A 13,172-nucleotide genomic window follows, 5' to 3' on the forward strand; every position below is an offset into this window, starting at 1 on the left:
AAACCTGTAGGAGCGGGCTTGACCCGCGATGCGGTCTCAAAGACCGAGCAGTTGCATCCGCTGACGCACCGAAGCCTCGATGCCGGCGGCATCCAGGCCGCACTCGGCGAGCATCTGCGCAGGCTTGGCATGCTCGACATACACATCCGGCAGGCCCAGGTGCAGCACTGGCTTGAGCACCGCTTCGCGGGCGAGGAACTCGCTCACTGCCGCACCGGCGCCGCCCATGATGGCGTTCTCTTCGATGGTCACCAGCAGTTCGTGGCTACCGGCAATCTCGCGCACCAGGGCTTCATCCAGCGGTTTGACGAAACGCATGTCGACCACGGTGGCATCGATCTGCTCGGCAACCTTGAGGGCTTCGCTCAGTTGCACGCCGAATACCAGCAAGGCGACCTTGCTGCCCTGGCGGCGGACGATGCCCTTGCCGATTTCCAGTGGCTCGAGGTTGTTTTCGATGGTTGCGTTCGGGCCGCTGCCACGTGGGTAACGCACGGCGGCCGGGCCGTTGTACAGGTGGCCGGTGCTGAGCATCTTGCGCAGTTCGTTCTCGTCGCTCGGGGTCATCACCAGCATGCCGGGGATGCAGCGCAGGAACGACAGGTCGAAGCTGCCCGCGTGGGTCGGGCCGTCTTCGCCGACCAGGCCGGCGCGGTCGATGGCGAACAGCACGTCGAGATTCTGCACCGCGACGTCATGGATCAACTGGTCGTAGGCGCGCTGAAGGAAGGTCGAATAGATCGCCACCACCGGCTTGGCGCCCTCGCAGGCCATGCCCGCGGCCAGGGTGACCGCGTGCTGCTCGGCAATCGCGACGTCGAAGTAGCGATCCGGGTAGCGCTCGCTGAAGGCCACCAGGTCGGAGCCTTCCTTCATGGCCGGGGTAATGCCGACCAGGCGCTGGTCAGCAGCCGCCATGTCGCACAGCCATTGGCCGAACACTGCGGAGTACTTCGGTCCGGCAGCCTGTTTCTGCGCGGCGGCGGGTTTGTCCACAGGTTCGAGCTTGGTGATCGCGTGGTAGCCGATCGGGTCGACCTCGGCCGGAGCGAAACCCTTGCCCTTTTTGGTGACCACGTGCAGGAACTGCGGGCCCTTGAGGTCCCGCATGTTGCGCAGGGTGGTGACCAGGGTCGGCAGGTCGTGGCCATCGATCGGGCCGATGTAGTTCCAGCCCAGCTCTTCGAACAGGGTGCCGGGTACCAGCATGCCCTTGGCGTACTCTTCGGTGCGGCGGGCGATTTCCCAGGCGCCGGGCAGGCGCGAGAGGACCTTCTTGCTGCCCTCGCGCATGCTCGAGTAGGTGCGGCTGGAAAGAATCTTGGCCAGGTAGTTGGACAGGCCACCGACATTGCGCGAAATCGACATGTCGTTGTCGTTGAGGATCACCAGCATGTCGGCGTCGACTTCCTGGGCGTGGTTCAACGCCTCGAAGGCCATGCCGGCGGTCAGCGCGCCGTCACCGATCACGGCAATCGACTTGCGCGGATCGTTCTGCAGACGGGCGGCGATGGCCATGCCCAGGGCCGCACTGATCGAGGTGCTGGAGTGACCGACGCCAAAGGTGTCGTACTCGCTCTCGGCGCGGCGCGGGAAGGCGGCCAGGCCGTCCTTCTGGCGCAGGGTGTGCATGCGCTGGCGGCGACCGGTGAGGATCTTGTGCGGATAGGCCTGATGACCGACGTCCCACACCAGACGGTCGTCCGGGGTGTCGAAGACGTAGTGCAGGGCGATCGTCAGCTCAATGACGCCCAGGCCGGCACCGAAATGCCCGCCGGTCTGACCAACGGTATAGAGCAATTCCTGGCGCAACTCGTCGGCCAGGTTCTCCAGGTCGGCTTCAGCCAGGCGGCGCAGGCCGGCAGGCGTATCGGCACGGTCAAGCAGCGGCGTGACCGGGCGTTCGCGGGGGATCTCTTGAAACGTCGTGGGCATCAGGCGAATCGTTATAGATATGAAGTGGCGGCAGTTTACCTTATTGCGGTGTTGGCTGCCCATTTGAGCTAATCGCGGGGCAAGCCCGCTCCTACAGTGATCGCTGTGGGAGCGGGCTTGTCCCGCGATACCCGCGCTGCTTAGTTACGGCGCTCGACGATGTACCGCGCAAGTTCGCGCAGCGGCTCGGCTGCCGCGTCAAACGGACGCAGGGCATGCAGGGCCTGGTCGCGCAGTTCCAGGGCATAGGCCTTGGCTGCTTCGAGGCCGAGCAGGGCCGGGTAGGTCGGCTTGTCGCGGGCGATGTCGGCGCCCTGGCGCTTGCCCAGGGTGGCGGTGTCGCTCTCGACGTCGAGGATATCGTCCTGAACCTGGAAGGCCAGGCCGATGGCCTGTGCATAGGTTTGCAGGGCCTTGAGCTGGGTCTGGTCGGCGCGGGCGCTGGCCAGGGCGCCGAGCCTGACGCTGGCTTCGATCAGCGCGCCGGTCTTGTGCCGGTGCATGAACTCCAGCGCCGTCTGGTCGAGCTTGAGGCCCACCGAGCCCAGGTCGATGGCCTGGCCGCCGACCATGCCAGCAGGCCCTGCAGCCAGCGCCAGGGTCTGGACCATGGCCAGGCGGATGCTGTCTTGCTGCGGGCTCAATTGCGGGTCGAGCAGGGCGCTGAAGGCCAGGCTCTGCAAACCGTCGCCAGCGAGGATCGCGCAGGCTTCATCGAAGGCCTTGTGGGTGGTCGGCTGGCCGCGGCGCAGGTCGTCATCGTCCATCGCCGGCAGGTCGTCGTGCACCAGCGAGTAGGCGTGAATCAATTCGACCGCGCAGGCCGCGCCGTTGGCCTGCTCCGGTGCAGCACCGAGGGCCTGGCAGGCGGCATAGGCGAGCAGCGGGCGTACCCGTTTGCCGCCATTCATGACGCTGTAGCGCATGGCCTCATAGAGGCGGCTGAGCTCAACCGAGGGGGCGATGAACAGGTGTTCGAGGGCGGCGTCGACCCGCGCCTGGCAACTGGCCTGGTAGGCGGCGATCATTCCGGCTGTTCCGCATCGAAAGGCTCGGTCGCCAGTTCGCCATCGCGCTCGAGCAGCACCTGGACCTTCTGTTCGGCCTGGGCCAGCGCGCTCTGGCAGTCGCGGGTCAGGCTGATGCCTTGCTCGAAGGCGGTCAGCGAGTCTTCCAGCGACAGCTCGCCGTTCTCCAGGCGCTCGACCAGGACCTGCAGGTCGGCGAGGGATTGCTCGAAATCAATGGAGGCTTTTTTTCGGGCCATGGCGGCTGTCTCGGTGGCAGTATAAACGGCGCGACACTAGCAGAGCGGGGCGGGGGGAGCAAATCGATAGGGTCGATCTTTCGTCGCATTCTGTTGCACAAAGGCCGGCGGTGAAGTCTTGATTTTTCTACAGGGCTCGCATTGTGAGGGCTTGTGGCTCTCTGCCATAATCGCGCCCGCTTTGCCCCGCGGCTCTGCGGCGGTAACGCCTCCTATTTCTGTTGTCACGTAATGGACTACGTTGTGAGCTTCCTTTCGATCGAGTTCGGCCTCTGCTTCACACTGTTTTTCATCGTTTACTGGAGCCTGTGCTGGAGCATTCGCTTGCAGAACGTCCTGCTGCTGGCCGCCAGTTACGGCCTGGTGGCCAGTTTCAGCTTCAACTCCCTGTACATCCTGCTGGGCTACAGCGCCCTGGTGTATCTGCTCGGCCTGGTCGGTGAGCGTTATCCCGGGCGGCGCTTCAGCTATTTGTTGGTGTTGCTGCTGGTGCTGGGCTGTTTCTACCTGTTCAAGTACCAGGAGTTCTTTGTCGGCGGCGTGCAGGGCGCCCTGGCCAGTGCCGGGCTGGACGTGTCGCTGCCGGTGCTGGAAGTGCTGGTGCCGATCGGCCTGTCGTTCTACGCCTTTCACTCGGTCAGCTACCTGGTGTCGATCAACCGCCGCGAGATGCCCTCGGCTTCGCCGTTCGACCTGGCCCTGTACCTGGCGTTCTTCCCCAGCCTGATCGCCGGCCCGGTCAACCGTGCCAGCCACATGCTGCCGCAGATTCGCACGAGTACTATCCGTGAAGTGCTGGAGCCGCAACGGGCCCTGGGGTTGATTGCCCTGGCGGTGGTCAAGCTGTTCTTCTGCAGTGCCTGGCTGGCCAGTGAGTGGGTTGACCCGGTGTTCGAGACGCCGGGCAGCTATTCGCCCGAGCAGATACTGCTGAGCGTGTATGGCTACAGCTTTCTGATTTATTTCAACTTCAGCGGTTACACCAACCTGGTCACCGGCATTGCCTTGCTGCTGGGCTTTCGCCTGCCCGACAACTTCAATGCGCCTTATGCCGCGCACAACCTCAAGGAGTTTTGGGGCCGCTGGCACATCAGCCTGTCGCTGTTCATTCGCGACTATGTCTACATTCCGCTGGGCGGCAATCGCCAGGGGGTGTGGCGCGGCAACCTGAACATGCTGCTGGCGATGCTGATTTCCGGCCTGTGGCACGGGGCGAGCATCAACTTCATCATCTGGGGGGCGCTGCATGGCATTGGCCTGGCGCTGTACAAGGCTTCGACCTACATCCTGCCGCAGCCGATGCGCTGGCCGGGCGCCGGCCTGGCGGCGCGCCTGCTGACCTTCCACTACGTGGCCTTCGCCTGGATCTTCTTCCGTAGCGCCAGCCTTGATGAAGCCATGGACATGCTCGCCGGTATCGGCGGCTTGAGCCTGGATGGATTGTTCTCCAGTACCGGCCTGCTGTTGCTGGCGAGCGTGTTGTATGTCGCCGTCTACCCGCAGTTGCTGGTGCTGCTGCGCCAGTTCTTTGCTACCACCACGCGCTTGCCCTGGCAGCTGTATCCAATACCGCTGGGGTTGTTCATTTCCTTGGTCATTTTTGCTTCGCAATCGGGCGTGCCGGGGTTCATCTATGCAAGCTTCTAATGCCGGTCGTTTGCTGTCGTCGCAACTGGGCGCGGCCAAGGCTTTCTACGCCGTTGTCATCACCACGCTGTTGCTGTTCTGGCTGAACCAGGATTCGATCAGCCTGTATTGCCAGCAGAAGTATCACCAGAGCTGCGAGCTGCCGGTACTTGGCCAGAGCCCGGCCTGGCGCATGGGCGGTAACCTCACCCATGCCCTGGGCGATGCTCGCGACAGCTTTATCGACAGCCTGGAAAAACGTAGCGAGCAGGTGCTGGTGGCCAAGGTTGAGACCAACGACACCGTGGAGCTGCCAGCGCCGATTCCTGTGGTCCCGGTGCACCTGGACAAGCCGCCGGTTGCGGCTCACCCGGTGCCAGTCAAGGTTGCGACAACGGCTGCGCCTGTGCCGGCAACAGTGGCTACGCCAGTGCCGCAACCCGCAGCGCAAGTTGCCCAGGCACCTTTGCAAGCCGGCACCGTGGTGTCCCTGGCGGCGGGTGATGAAGTCTTCCTGGTCGGCGACTCACTGATGCAGGGCGTCGCTCCGCACCTGGCCAACAGCCTGCGCAAGCGTTACCAGATCAAGAGCGTCAACCTCAGCAAGCAGAGCACCGGCCTTGCCTATCCCGGTTTCTTCAACTGGCCGCAGACCGTGGCCAAGACCCTGGAAAGCGAGCCGAACATCCGCCTGATGGTGATCTTCCTCGGCCCCAACGACCCCTGGGACATGCCCCAGGGCAAGGGCAAGCCGTTTTTGCGCTTCAAGTCGCCGGAGTGGGAAGTCACCTATCGCCAGCGTATCGACTCGATCCTCGACCAGGCCCGTGAGCACAATGTGCAGGTGATCTGGGTCGGGCCGCCGAACATGCAAAAGCCCAAGCTGTCTACGGCCATGGCTTACCTGAGCGGGCTGTACGAGCAACAGACCGGCCTGTATCAGCAGCATTACGTTTCGGCCAACCCGGTCCTGGGTTACAACGACGACAGTTTCTCCTATACCTTGCAGAACGCTCAGGGCAAACGGATCAAGACCCGGGTCGATGACGGCATCCATTTCACTACCACCGGACAGAAGCTGATCTCGGAACGGATTCTCTCGTTGATCGCCTTTCCCGGCCTCACTGTAACGGGACACTGATGCCTCGACTGCACAACATTCTGGGGTTGGCCCTGCTGATCTGCGCGTTGCCGGGCTGTAGCCCGGTAGCGGCGGTCAACACCTCGGCCAAGCCTGCCAATACGGCGGCCAAGGCCCCGGCCAGCCGCGTCGATGGCAACCTGGCGGTACTGGCGGGCAAGTTCAAGAACGCCAACCGCGCGCCGGTCAACATCATCCAGTTCGGCGATTCGCACACCGCTGCCGACCTCTTCAGTGGCGAGATGCGCCGCCTGCTGCAGGCGCGTTATGGTGATGGCGGTATCGGCCTGATTGCCGCCACGCCGGTGCCCGGCACCCGCTACGACCAGGTGATCCTGAAAACCGCCAAGCGCCAGTGGGAGCTGGTGTCGGCGCGCAACCAGCAGAGCACGCAATTCCCGCTTGGCGGTTACCTGTCGGTGCCGATGGCGGCCAACCCCAGCGTGCGCATCGAAGCCCGCGAGCCTACGGCGCAACGCTATCGGGTGCAGGCGCTGTACCAGGCGCGGGAAAACAGCACCCTGGTGCTGCGCGATGGCCGTGGGCGCAACCAGCGCCTGCTGGCGGCCACCGGCGGGCAGTGGCGCTTCGGCCCGCAAGTCAGCAACCTGGCTCTGCCGCTGGACCTGAGCGTCAGCAATCGCCCCGGCACGCTGCTGGGTGGCTGGTATATCCAGGGCCAGAAGAATGCCGGGGTGATCTACTCGGCGCTGGGCATCAATGGCGCGCGCCTGGAAGTGCAGGATAAATGGCAGGCCGGCTGGCAGGACAACCTCAAGACCCTGCGCCCCGACCTGGTGATTCTCGCCTACGGCACCAATGAAGCCTTCGATGACACCCTCGATCTTGGCCTGTACCAGACGCAACTGCGCAACACCCTCAAGCGCCTGCGCCAGGATCTGCCGCGCGCGGTGATATTGCTGGTCGGCCCGCCGGACTCGATCAAGCAGCGCAAGGCTCGTAGCTGCAGTGCGCGCCAGCCGCAGCAACTGGCCCAGGTGATCCGCATCCAGCGCCAGGCGGCCAAGCAGGCCAATGCGCTGTTCTGGGACTGGCAGGCGTACATGGGCGGGCAGTGCTCGATTGTCGGCTGGCAGGCGTCGGGCCTGGCCCGTGGTGATCTGGTGCACCTGACGGCTGATGGCTACAAGAAAAGCGCGGCCGGCCTGCACGAGTTTTTGCGCAACCAGCTGGGCTTGAAGTAGGGCAGAAAAAAGTAGAGGCGGGGACGACTCAGGGTTGGCTTGCGGCGCCCCATGAAGTCGTCTTCCCGCCCCTTAACAGAGGCAAACCCGGGGGCGTGCAACCGCCCCCGCTCAGCACGATGCGACTGCCTTGAATCAGTCGCGGTTCATTCCTCTGCATTCACCTTAGTAGCTGTCTGCAGGGCTGTAAATTTTCTCGAACAGATTATTTCTCAGGTGCTTTCCGGGGCTGCCTGGCGCGCACTCAAAGGCCCAGGGCGTAGTCCAGGTAGCCTGGGTAGGCCTTGCGCCAGTCGTCCTGGAAGGTGTGGCCTTCAGGGTGTTCGTGGCTCTGCACCTTGTTGTTGCTGGCGAAGGCTTTTTCGGTGGTGGCGGTCAGTTGCAGGTTGCTTTCATGCTCCTGGGCGCCGTGGACCACGACCAGGCGCTTGTCCTTGGCCTTCTGCACGGTGAACGGGATCTTGAAGCCGCCCGGCGACAGCAGCACCGCGCCGCTGTAGTTCTGCGGGTACTGGGCGATCAGGTGGGCGGCGTGTTCGGCACCCTGGGAGAAGCCGATCAGGGCGACTTTCGAGCGGTCGATGCGGGTGTCTTTTTCCAGCTTCTTCAGCGCTGCGGCCACCGCTTGTTCGGTCGGCTCGACCGACTGCTGCTGCCACATGAACTGATGCTCGTCGCGCTTGAGGGTACCGTTCAGGGCCACCAGCACGGCCTTGTCGCCGACCAGGTCGGCGCGCATGTTGGTGCCCTTGACGCCTTCGGTGCCAAAGCCTGCCAGCCACACCACCACCGGCCAGCCGCCAGCCGGGGCCTTGCCTTCAGGGATGCTGAAGGCGGCGAGGCCGGCGTCCTTGGCCTGGGTCGGGTAGTTCTTCTCGGCCGCTTGCAGCAGCTTCTGGTAGGCCGGGTCGTTTTTCATCGGCTCCAGTTCGTCGTCTTCCTTGAGGATCACCGCTTGCCAGAAGCCGCGCTCGCGGGCCTCGTCGAGGTATTGCGCGGCCAGTTCCGGGCTGTCCATGGACGACAGCGCGGCAGCGGCCTGGTACGCGGCGAAGGCGTTCTTCGGGTCGAGGCGGGCGGCGGTCAGGTAGAAGGCCAGGGCGCCGGCATAGTTGTCGTGCTCGCTCTTCTCTTTGTCACCGGCATCCATGAACTCGGCCGGGGTGGCGTCGTTGAGGTACAGGTTGGCCATGGCGGCCATGCCTTGCCAGCGGCCTTTGTGCAGGGCCTGGTCGGTGGCCTCGTCGGCGAAAGCAGTGGTTGCGGTGAGGCTGAGGCCGGCCAGCAGGCCGAAGGAGCAGAGGTGCAGGCGGGTCGCTGTCAGCAATGACATAGCCGAGAGTCCTTTTTCGGTAGTGCTCGGCCAGGTGCGGCCGAAGAGGGCGCGGATTCTAGCACCCTGTTCAGCCCTTGAGTTGATTCCAGTCCAGGCCAAAGCGCGCCAGGTATTTGCGCAAACGGTCGGCGTCATTGGGCTTTTCTTTTTCCAGGCGCGAAACATCGAACAGCTGGCGCCCGGCCTCGGACAGTGTGCGGGCGTTGCCGCACACCTTGAGTACCGCCTGCAGTTGCAGACGGTCGAACTGGTCAAGGGCCTGGTCGCCGAGCAAGGCGTCGAGTGGGTCGGCACCTTGCTCCAGGCCCCAGGCGTGTTGCAGGCGCTCGATTTCTTCCAGTACCAGCGGCTCGTCGATACGGCCGCTGTCGGCGAGGGTGGCCATGCGCGTGATCGACGCCGACAGCTCGCGAAAGTTACCGGCCCAGCGCGCTTGCGGCGAGTTGGCAAAGGCCAGGTAGCGGCGCTTGGCTTCGAGGTTGAAGCGCACCTGGCGGTTCTGTTCGCGGGCATGGCGCTGCAGTTCGAAATCGATGTTCGGCTCGATGTCTTCGCGGCGCCCTGCCAGGCCTGGCAGGGCGAAGGTCCAGAGGTTGATGCGCGCGTAAAGGTCTTCGCGAAACAGCCCTTCGGCGACCCGGCTGCGCAGGTCGCGGTGGGTGCCGGCGATCAGCTGGAAGTCGCTCTCTACCTCACGGTCCGAGCCCAGCGGGAAGAAGCGTTTTTCTTCGATGGCCTTGAGCAGCATGGCTTGTTCATCAGCGCCCAGTTCGCCGATTTCATCAAGGAACAACATGCCGCCATCGGCGGCGCGCAGTAGACCTTCGCGGGCGTTCTGGGCGCCGGTGAAGGCGCCTTTGCTATGGCCAAACAGTGTCGACATGGCGCCGTCGCCGCGCAGGGTGGCGCAGTTCACTTCAACGAAGCGTCCCTCCAGCTGATGGCGGCCGCGCTTGAGCTCATAGATGCGCCGAGCCAGGAACGACTTGCCAGCGCCGGTCGGGCCGACCAGCAGCATCGGTGCCCGTGAGCGCAGCGCCACCCGCTCGATCTGCTCGATGGAACGGTTGAAGGCGGCGTTGCGGGTAGCGATGCCGGCCTTGAGAAAATTCAGGCTGTCGGCCTGTTCGCGCTGAAAGCGCGATGCGATGTGGTCATAGCGCGACAGGTCGAGGTCAATCAGCGTGCTGGTGCCGGCCGGGTCGGCGATGTCTTCCTTGCCGCGCGCTGGCGAGGTCTGGATCAGCCGCGCCGGCAGGTAGCGCGCCTCGGTCAGCAGGAACCAGCAGATCTGCGCCACGTGGGTACCGGTGGTGATATGCACCAGGTAGTCCTCGTGCTCGGTATCGAAGGGGTAGGCGCTGGCAAAGTCGTGCAGCGCGCCATAGACCTCCTCGAAGTCCCAAGGGTTACGCAGAACCATCGGCTGCAAACGCACCTCGGTGTGCGGCGAGATGCTCTGGATATCTTCGCGAATGCGCTCGGCCAGGCCCAGGTCGCGAGCGCTGGTGCCGTGGATCAGCTCCAGGCGGTCGATGGGGGTTTGTGCCTGCTGGCACAGGCTGATGGTCGGCCGCCAGCGCTGCCAGCGCGCCGCGCCTTTGCCGTTGCGATCCAGGGTGGTGCCGAGAAAGCCGATGGCGACGCTGCGCTTGCTCATTGCTGTTTAGCTCAATAGATAAATGTGTATCCAATAATATATAAAAATCTTGTCTGGTGTGGGCTGAGAAAACTCATGGTTTTTTATTGGTAAAAATAAAAACCTTATAAATCAATATGATAAGAATTAATTTTGGACCTTGTTCAAAACCTGGCACGCCCCTCGCAATCTCTTCCCCGACCGCATCGCCAAGCTGGCCAACGGGACGGGGTTTATGTCCCCGCCGGTGCACGAGCCCACCCCTGGTGTAGGTGTCGTGCATGCCGCCGCCGCAACGTGCAGTCGATAGCGTGGCTCCTCACGGAGACGCTGGTCTCGAGGCCTGACTCGAACCTTACATACCCTCCAAGGTATTCAAATGTTGTACCCGCCGGTGGGGCGTAGCCAGGCAAGGCTGCAAGGTGCGCACGGAGCGCACACGCCCACCGCCGATTTGCCCGGCTTGTTGGCCGGGCCCGGAGCAAGGCAGTTGCCGCACCGCAGGATGCGGTCAGTGGACAGGAAGTCCCGGCAACTGCCTCCTCCGGGCCACGCCCGCAACGCTCGGCGCTTTGGCAACACCGGCACCAAGGACTTAATTGCACAGGATGATCAAGATGAAACTGTTGAAACGCTTTATCGTGAAAAAGAACGAACGCGGCCTGCTGTTCTGCGAAGGCGACTTTGTGTCGATCCTCGAACCTGGCGTGCACAAGCGTTTCGACCTGCACAACCGGCTGACGGTAGAAACCTTCAGCCTCAATACTTCGCTGTTCGAACATCGCCTGGCGGGCTACCTGCGTCAGAGCGAGCCGGCCTTGGTCGAGCAGTATTTCGAGCGCATGGACCTGGCGGAAAACGAAGCCGGCCTGCGTTTTGAGGACGGTGCCCTGGTCGAATTGCTGGCTCCGGGCAGCCGCCAGCTGTACTGGAAGGGCCAGAGTGCGCAGACCCTGCAGCGCATCGACCTGAGCCAGACCTATCGCCTGGATAGCGCCCTGGTAGCCCAGCTCAACCAGCCTAAACTGCGCGGTCGCAGCCTGGCCGGGCTGGATGCGGTGTTGCTGGCGGCGGTGCCGGCGTTCCATGTCGGTGTATTGAAGGTCGATGGCGTGGTGGAAGAGTTGCTGGGTGCCGGGCAGTACGGCTTCTGGCGCTTCAACCGTCAGGTGAGTGTCGAGTTGGTCGACATGCGGATCCAGGCCATGGAAATCAGCGGGCAGGAAATTCTCACCCGCGACAAGGTCAGCCTGCGCCTGAATCTTGCGGCCAACTGGCGCTACAGCGATGTGCTCGGTGCGTTCGCGCAGTTGAGCAAACCGCTGGAGCATCTGTACCGCGAGGTGCAGTTCGGCCTGCGGGCGGCGGTGGGTACCCGCACCCTCGATGAACTGTTGGAAAACAAGCAGTTGATCGACGATTCGGTCAGCCAGTACCTGCAGGAAAAACTCGCTGGCAGCGGCATCGAAGTCAGCGGCCTGGGGGTGCGCGACATTATCCTCCCAGGCGAGATGAAAACCCTGCTGGCGCAGGTGGTGGAGGCAGAGAAAGCGGCGCAAGCCAACGTCATCCGCCGCCGTGAAGAGACCTCGGCGACCCGATCGCTGCTCAACACCGCCAAAGTCATGGAAGACAACCCGACGGCCCTGCGCCTGAAGGAACTGGAGACCCTGGAGCGGGTGGCCGAGCGCATCGACCGGATTTCGGTGTTCGGCGGCCTGGATCAGGTGTTGAATGGACTGGTCAGCATCAAGGCCGGATGAGCGTTGCCGGGCTCAAGCAGCCCGGCAGCAACAGATAAAAATGGAAGTACCGACATGAACATACTCGAAGTGGCCGGCGGCAAGCCGATCAAGCTCTGGACCGACGGCGTCCCGGTGGACGAGGGCGCCCGTGAGCAACTGCTGAACACCGCGAAGATGCCGTTCATCTTCAAGCACCTGGCGGTGATGCCCGATGTGCACCTGGGCAAGGGCTCGACCATCGGCAGCGTGATCCCGACCCTGGGCGCGATCATCCCGGCGGCGGTTGGCGTCGACATCGGCTGCGGCATGATTGCCGCGCGCACCTCGCTGACCGCCAGCGACCTGCCGGACAACCTGCACGGCCTGCGCTCGGCGATCGAAAAGGCTGTGCCCCATGGCAAGACCTTCGGCCGCCGCGACCAGGGCGCCTGGGACAGCGTGCCGGCCATGGCCGACCGTGCCTGGCACGACCTGGCGGCGCGCTTCAAGGCGATCACCGACAAGTACCCGAAGCTTGAGAAAACCAACAACCGCCAGCACCTGGGCACCCTCGGCGGCGGCAATCATTTCATCGAGGTTTGCCTGGATGAAGCCAACCGCGTCTGGTTCATGTTGCACAGCGGTTCACGCGGGGTCGGCAATGCCATCGGCAACCTGTTCATTGAACTGGCCCAGGCCGACATGCGCCAGCACATCGCCAACCTGCCGGACCGCAACCTGGCCTATTTCGAAGAAGGCAGCCGGCACTTTGCCGACTACGTCGAGGCGGTGGAGTGGGCTCAGGATTTCGCCCGGCAGAACCGTGCGCTGATGATGCACGCGGTGATCGCCGCTACACGCAAGGTGCTCGGCAAACCCTTTGAGGCCAACCTCGAAGCGGTCAACTGCCACCACAACTATGTGCAGCGCGAGCATCACTTTGGCCACGACGTGCTGGTCACCCGCAAGGGCGCAGTGTCGGCGCAAAAGGGCGAGCTGGGGATTATTCCCGGCTCCATGGGCGCCAAGAGTTTCATCGTTCGTGGCCTGGGCAACGAAGAGGCGTTCTGCTCCTGCAGCCATGGCGCCGGGCGGGTGATGAGCCGTACCCGGGCCAAGCAGGCGTTCACCGTTGAGGATCAGCGCCGCGCCACTGCCCATGTCGAATGCCGCAAGGACAAGGACGTGATCGACGAGATCCCCATGGCCTACAAGGACATCGACGCGGTGATGCAGGCCCAGCGCGAACTGGTGGAAGTAGTGCACACCCTGCGTCAGGTGGTGTGCGTAAAGGGATAG

The 13,172-nt window shown here is 63.5% G+C and carries 11 protein-coding genes; 5 read left to right on the top strand and 6 right to left on the bottom strand.

Features of this window, described 5'->3' with window-relative positions:
- Positions 1-36: 36 nt before the first annotated feature.
- The 3 genes from dxs to JYG36_RS03840 all read right to left on the bottom strand — a co-directional run bounded on the left by dxs (position 37) and on the right by JYG36_RS03840 (position 3,202).
- Positions 37-1,935, bottom strand: coding sequence for a 1-deoxy-D-xylulose-5-phosphate synthase (gene dxs / locus JYG36_RS03830; protein ID WP_213603147.1), 1,899 nt, complete (start codon positions 1,933-1,935; stop codon positions 37-39).
- 140 nt (positions 1,936-2,075) lie between these two features.
- Positions 2,076-2,963 carry a (2E,6E)-farnesyl diphosphate synthase gene (gene ispA / locus JYG36_RS03835; protein ID WP_045199955.1) on the bottom strand — a complete coding sequence of 296 codons (888 nt, stop codon included), beginning with the start codon at positions 2,961-2,963 and terminating at the stop codon, positions 2,076-2,078.
- Positions 2,960-3,202, bottom strand: coding sequence for an exodeoxyribonuclease VII small subunit (locus tag JYG36_RS03840; RefSeq protein WP_213603149.1), 243 nt, complete (start codon positions 3,200-3,202; stop codon positions 2,960-2,962). Before JYG36_RS03840 ends, ispA begins: the two co-directional genes overlap by 4 nt.
- 243 nt (positions 3,203-3,445) lie before the next feature.
- Between JYG36_RS03840 and JYG36_RS03845 the strand changes: the two genes are divergently transcribed.
- The 3 genes from JYG36_RS03845 to JYG36_RS03855 are packed head-to-tail and all read left to right on the top strand — an operon-like array spanning position 3,446 to position 7,174.
- Entirely contained in the window at positions 3,446-4,849 is a 1,404-nt protein-coding gene (locus JYG36_RS03845) for an MBOAT family O-acyltransferase (RefSeq protein ID WP_249744391.1), read from the top strand.
- Positions 4,836-5,969 (top strand): SGNH/GDSL hydrolase family protein, encoded by a 1,134-nt coding sequence (locus tag JYG36_RS03850; RefSeq protein WP_045199948.1) that lies wholly within the window; start codon positions 4,836-4,838, stop codon positions 5,967-5,969. The genes JYG36_RS03845 and JYG36_RS03850 overlap by 14 nt, the downstream gene beginning before the upstream one ends.
- Positions 5,969-7,174: an SGNH/GDSL hydrolase family protein gene (locus tag JYG36_RS03855; RefSeq protein ID WP_093379073.1), complete on the top strand. Its 1,206-nt coding sequence runs from the start codon at positions 5,969-5,971 to the stop codon at positions 7,172-7,174. Before JYG36_RS03850 ends, JYG36_RS03855 begins: the two co-directional genes overlap by 1 nt.
- A gap of 244 nt (positions 7,175-7,418) precedes the next feature.
- Here the strand turns inward: JYG36_RS03855 and JYG36_RS03860 are convergent, their stop codons facing one another.
- The 3 genes from JYG36_RS03860 to JYG36_RS03870 all read right to left on the bottom strand — a co-directional run bounded on the left by JYG36_RS03860 (position 7,419) and on the right by JYG36_RS03870 (position 10,432).
- Complete coding sequence (locus tag JYG36_RS03860; protein ID WP_045199943.1) at positions 7,419-8,507, bottom strand: alpha/beta hydrolase; 1,089 nt, start codon at positions 8,505-8,507, stop codon at positions 7,419-7,421.
- 70 nt (positions 8,508-8,577) lie between these two features.
- Positions 8,578-10,170, bottom strand: coding sequence for an RNA repair transcriptional activator RtcR (gene rtcR, locus JYG36_RS03865; RefSeq protein WP_213603153.1), 1,593 nt, complete (start codon positions 10,168-10,170; stop codon positions 8,578-8,580).
- 73 nt (positions 10,171-10,243) lie between these two features.
- Positions 10,244-10,432 (bottom strand): hypothetical protein, encoded by a 189-nt coding sequence (locus JYG36_RS03870; protein ID WP_213603155.1) that lies wholly within the window; start codon positions 10,430-10,432, stop codon positions 10,244-10,246.
- 334 nt (positions 10,433-10,766) lie between these two features.
- Here JYG36_RS03870 and JYG36_RS03875 point away from each other — a divergent pair, with 334 nt between their 5' ends.
- Together JYG36_RS03875 and JYG36_RS03880 are read left to right on the top strand one after the other, a co-directional pair.
- Positions 10,767-11,912, top strand: a complete 1,146-nt coding sequence (locus tag JYG36_RS03875; RefSeq protein ID WP_093387259.1) for a slipin family protein — start codon at positions 10,767-10,769, stop codon at positions 11,910-11,912.
- Between the two features lie 54 nt (positions 11,913-11,966).
- Positions 11,967-13,172: an RtcB family protein gene (locus JYG36_RS03880; RefSeq protein ID WP_093379082.1), complete on the top strand. Its 1,206-nt coding sequence runs from the start codon at positions 11,967-11,969 to the stop codon at positions 13,170-13,172.

It is taken from the genome of Pseudomonas sp. SORT22 (assembly GCF_018417635.1).
Lineage (GTDB): Bacteria > Pseudomonadota > Gammaproteobacteria > Pseudomonadales > Pseudomonadaceae > Aquipseudomonas.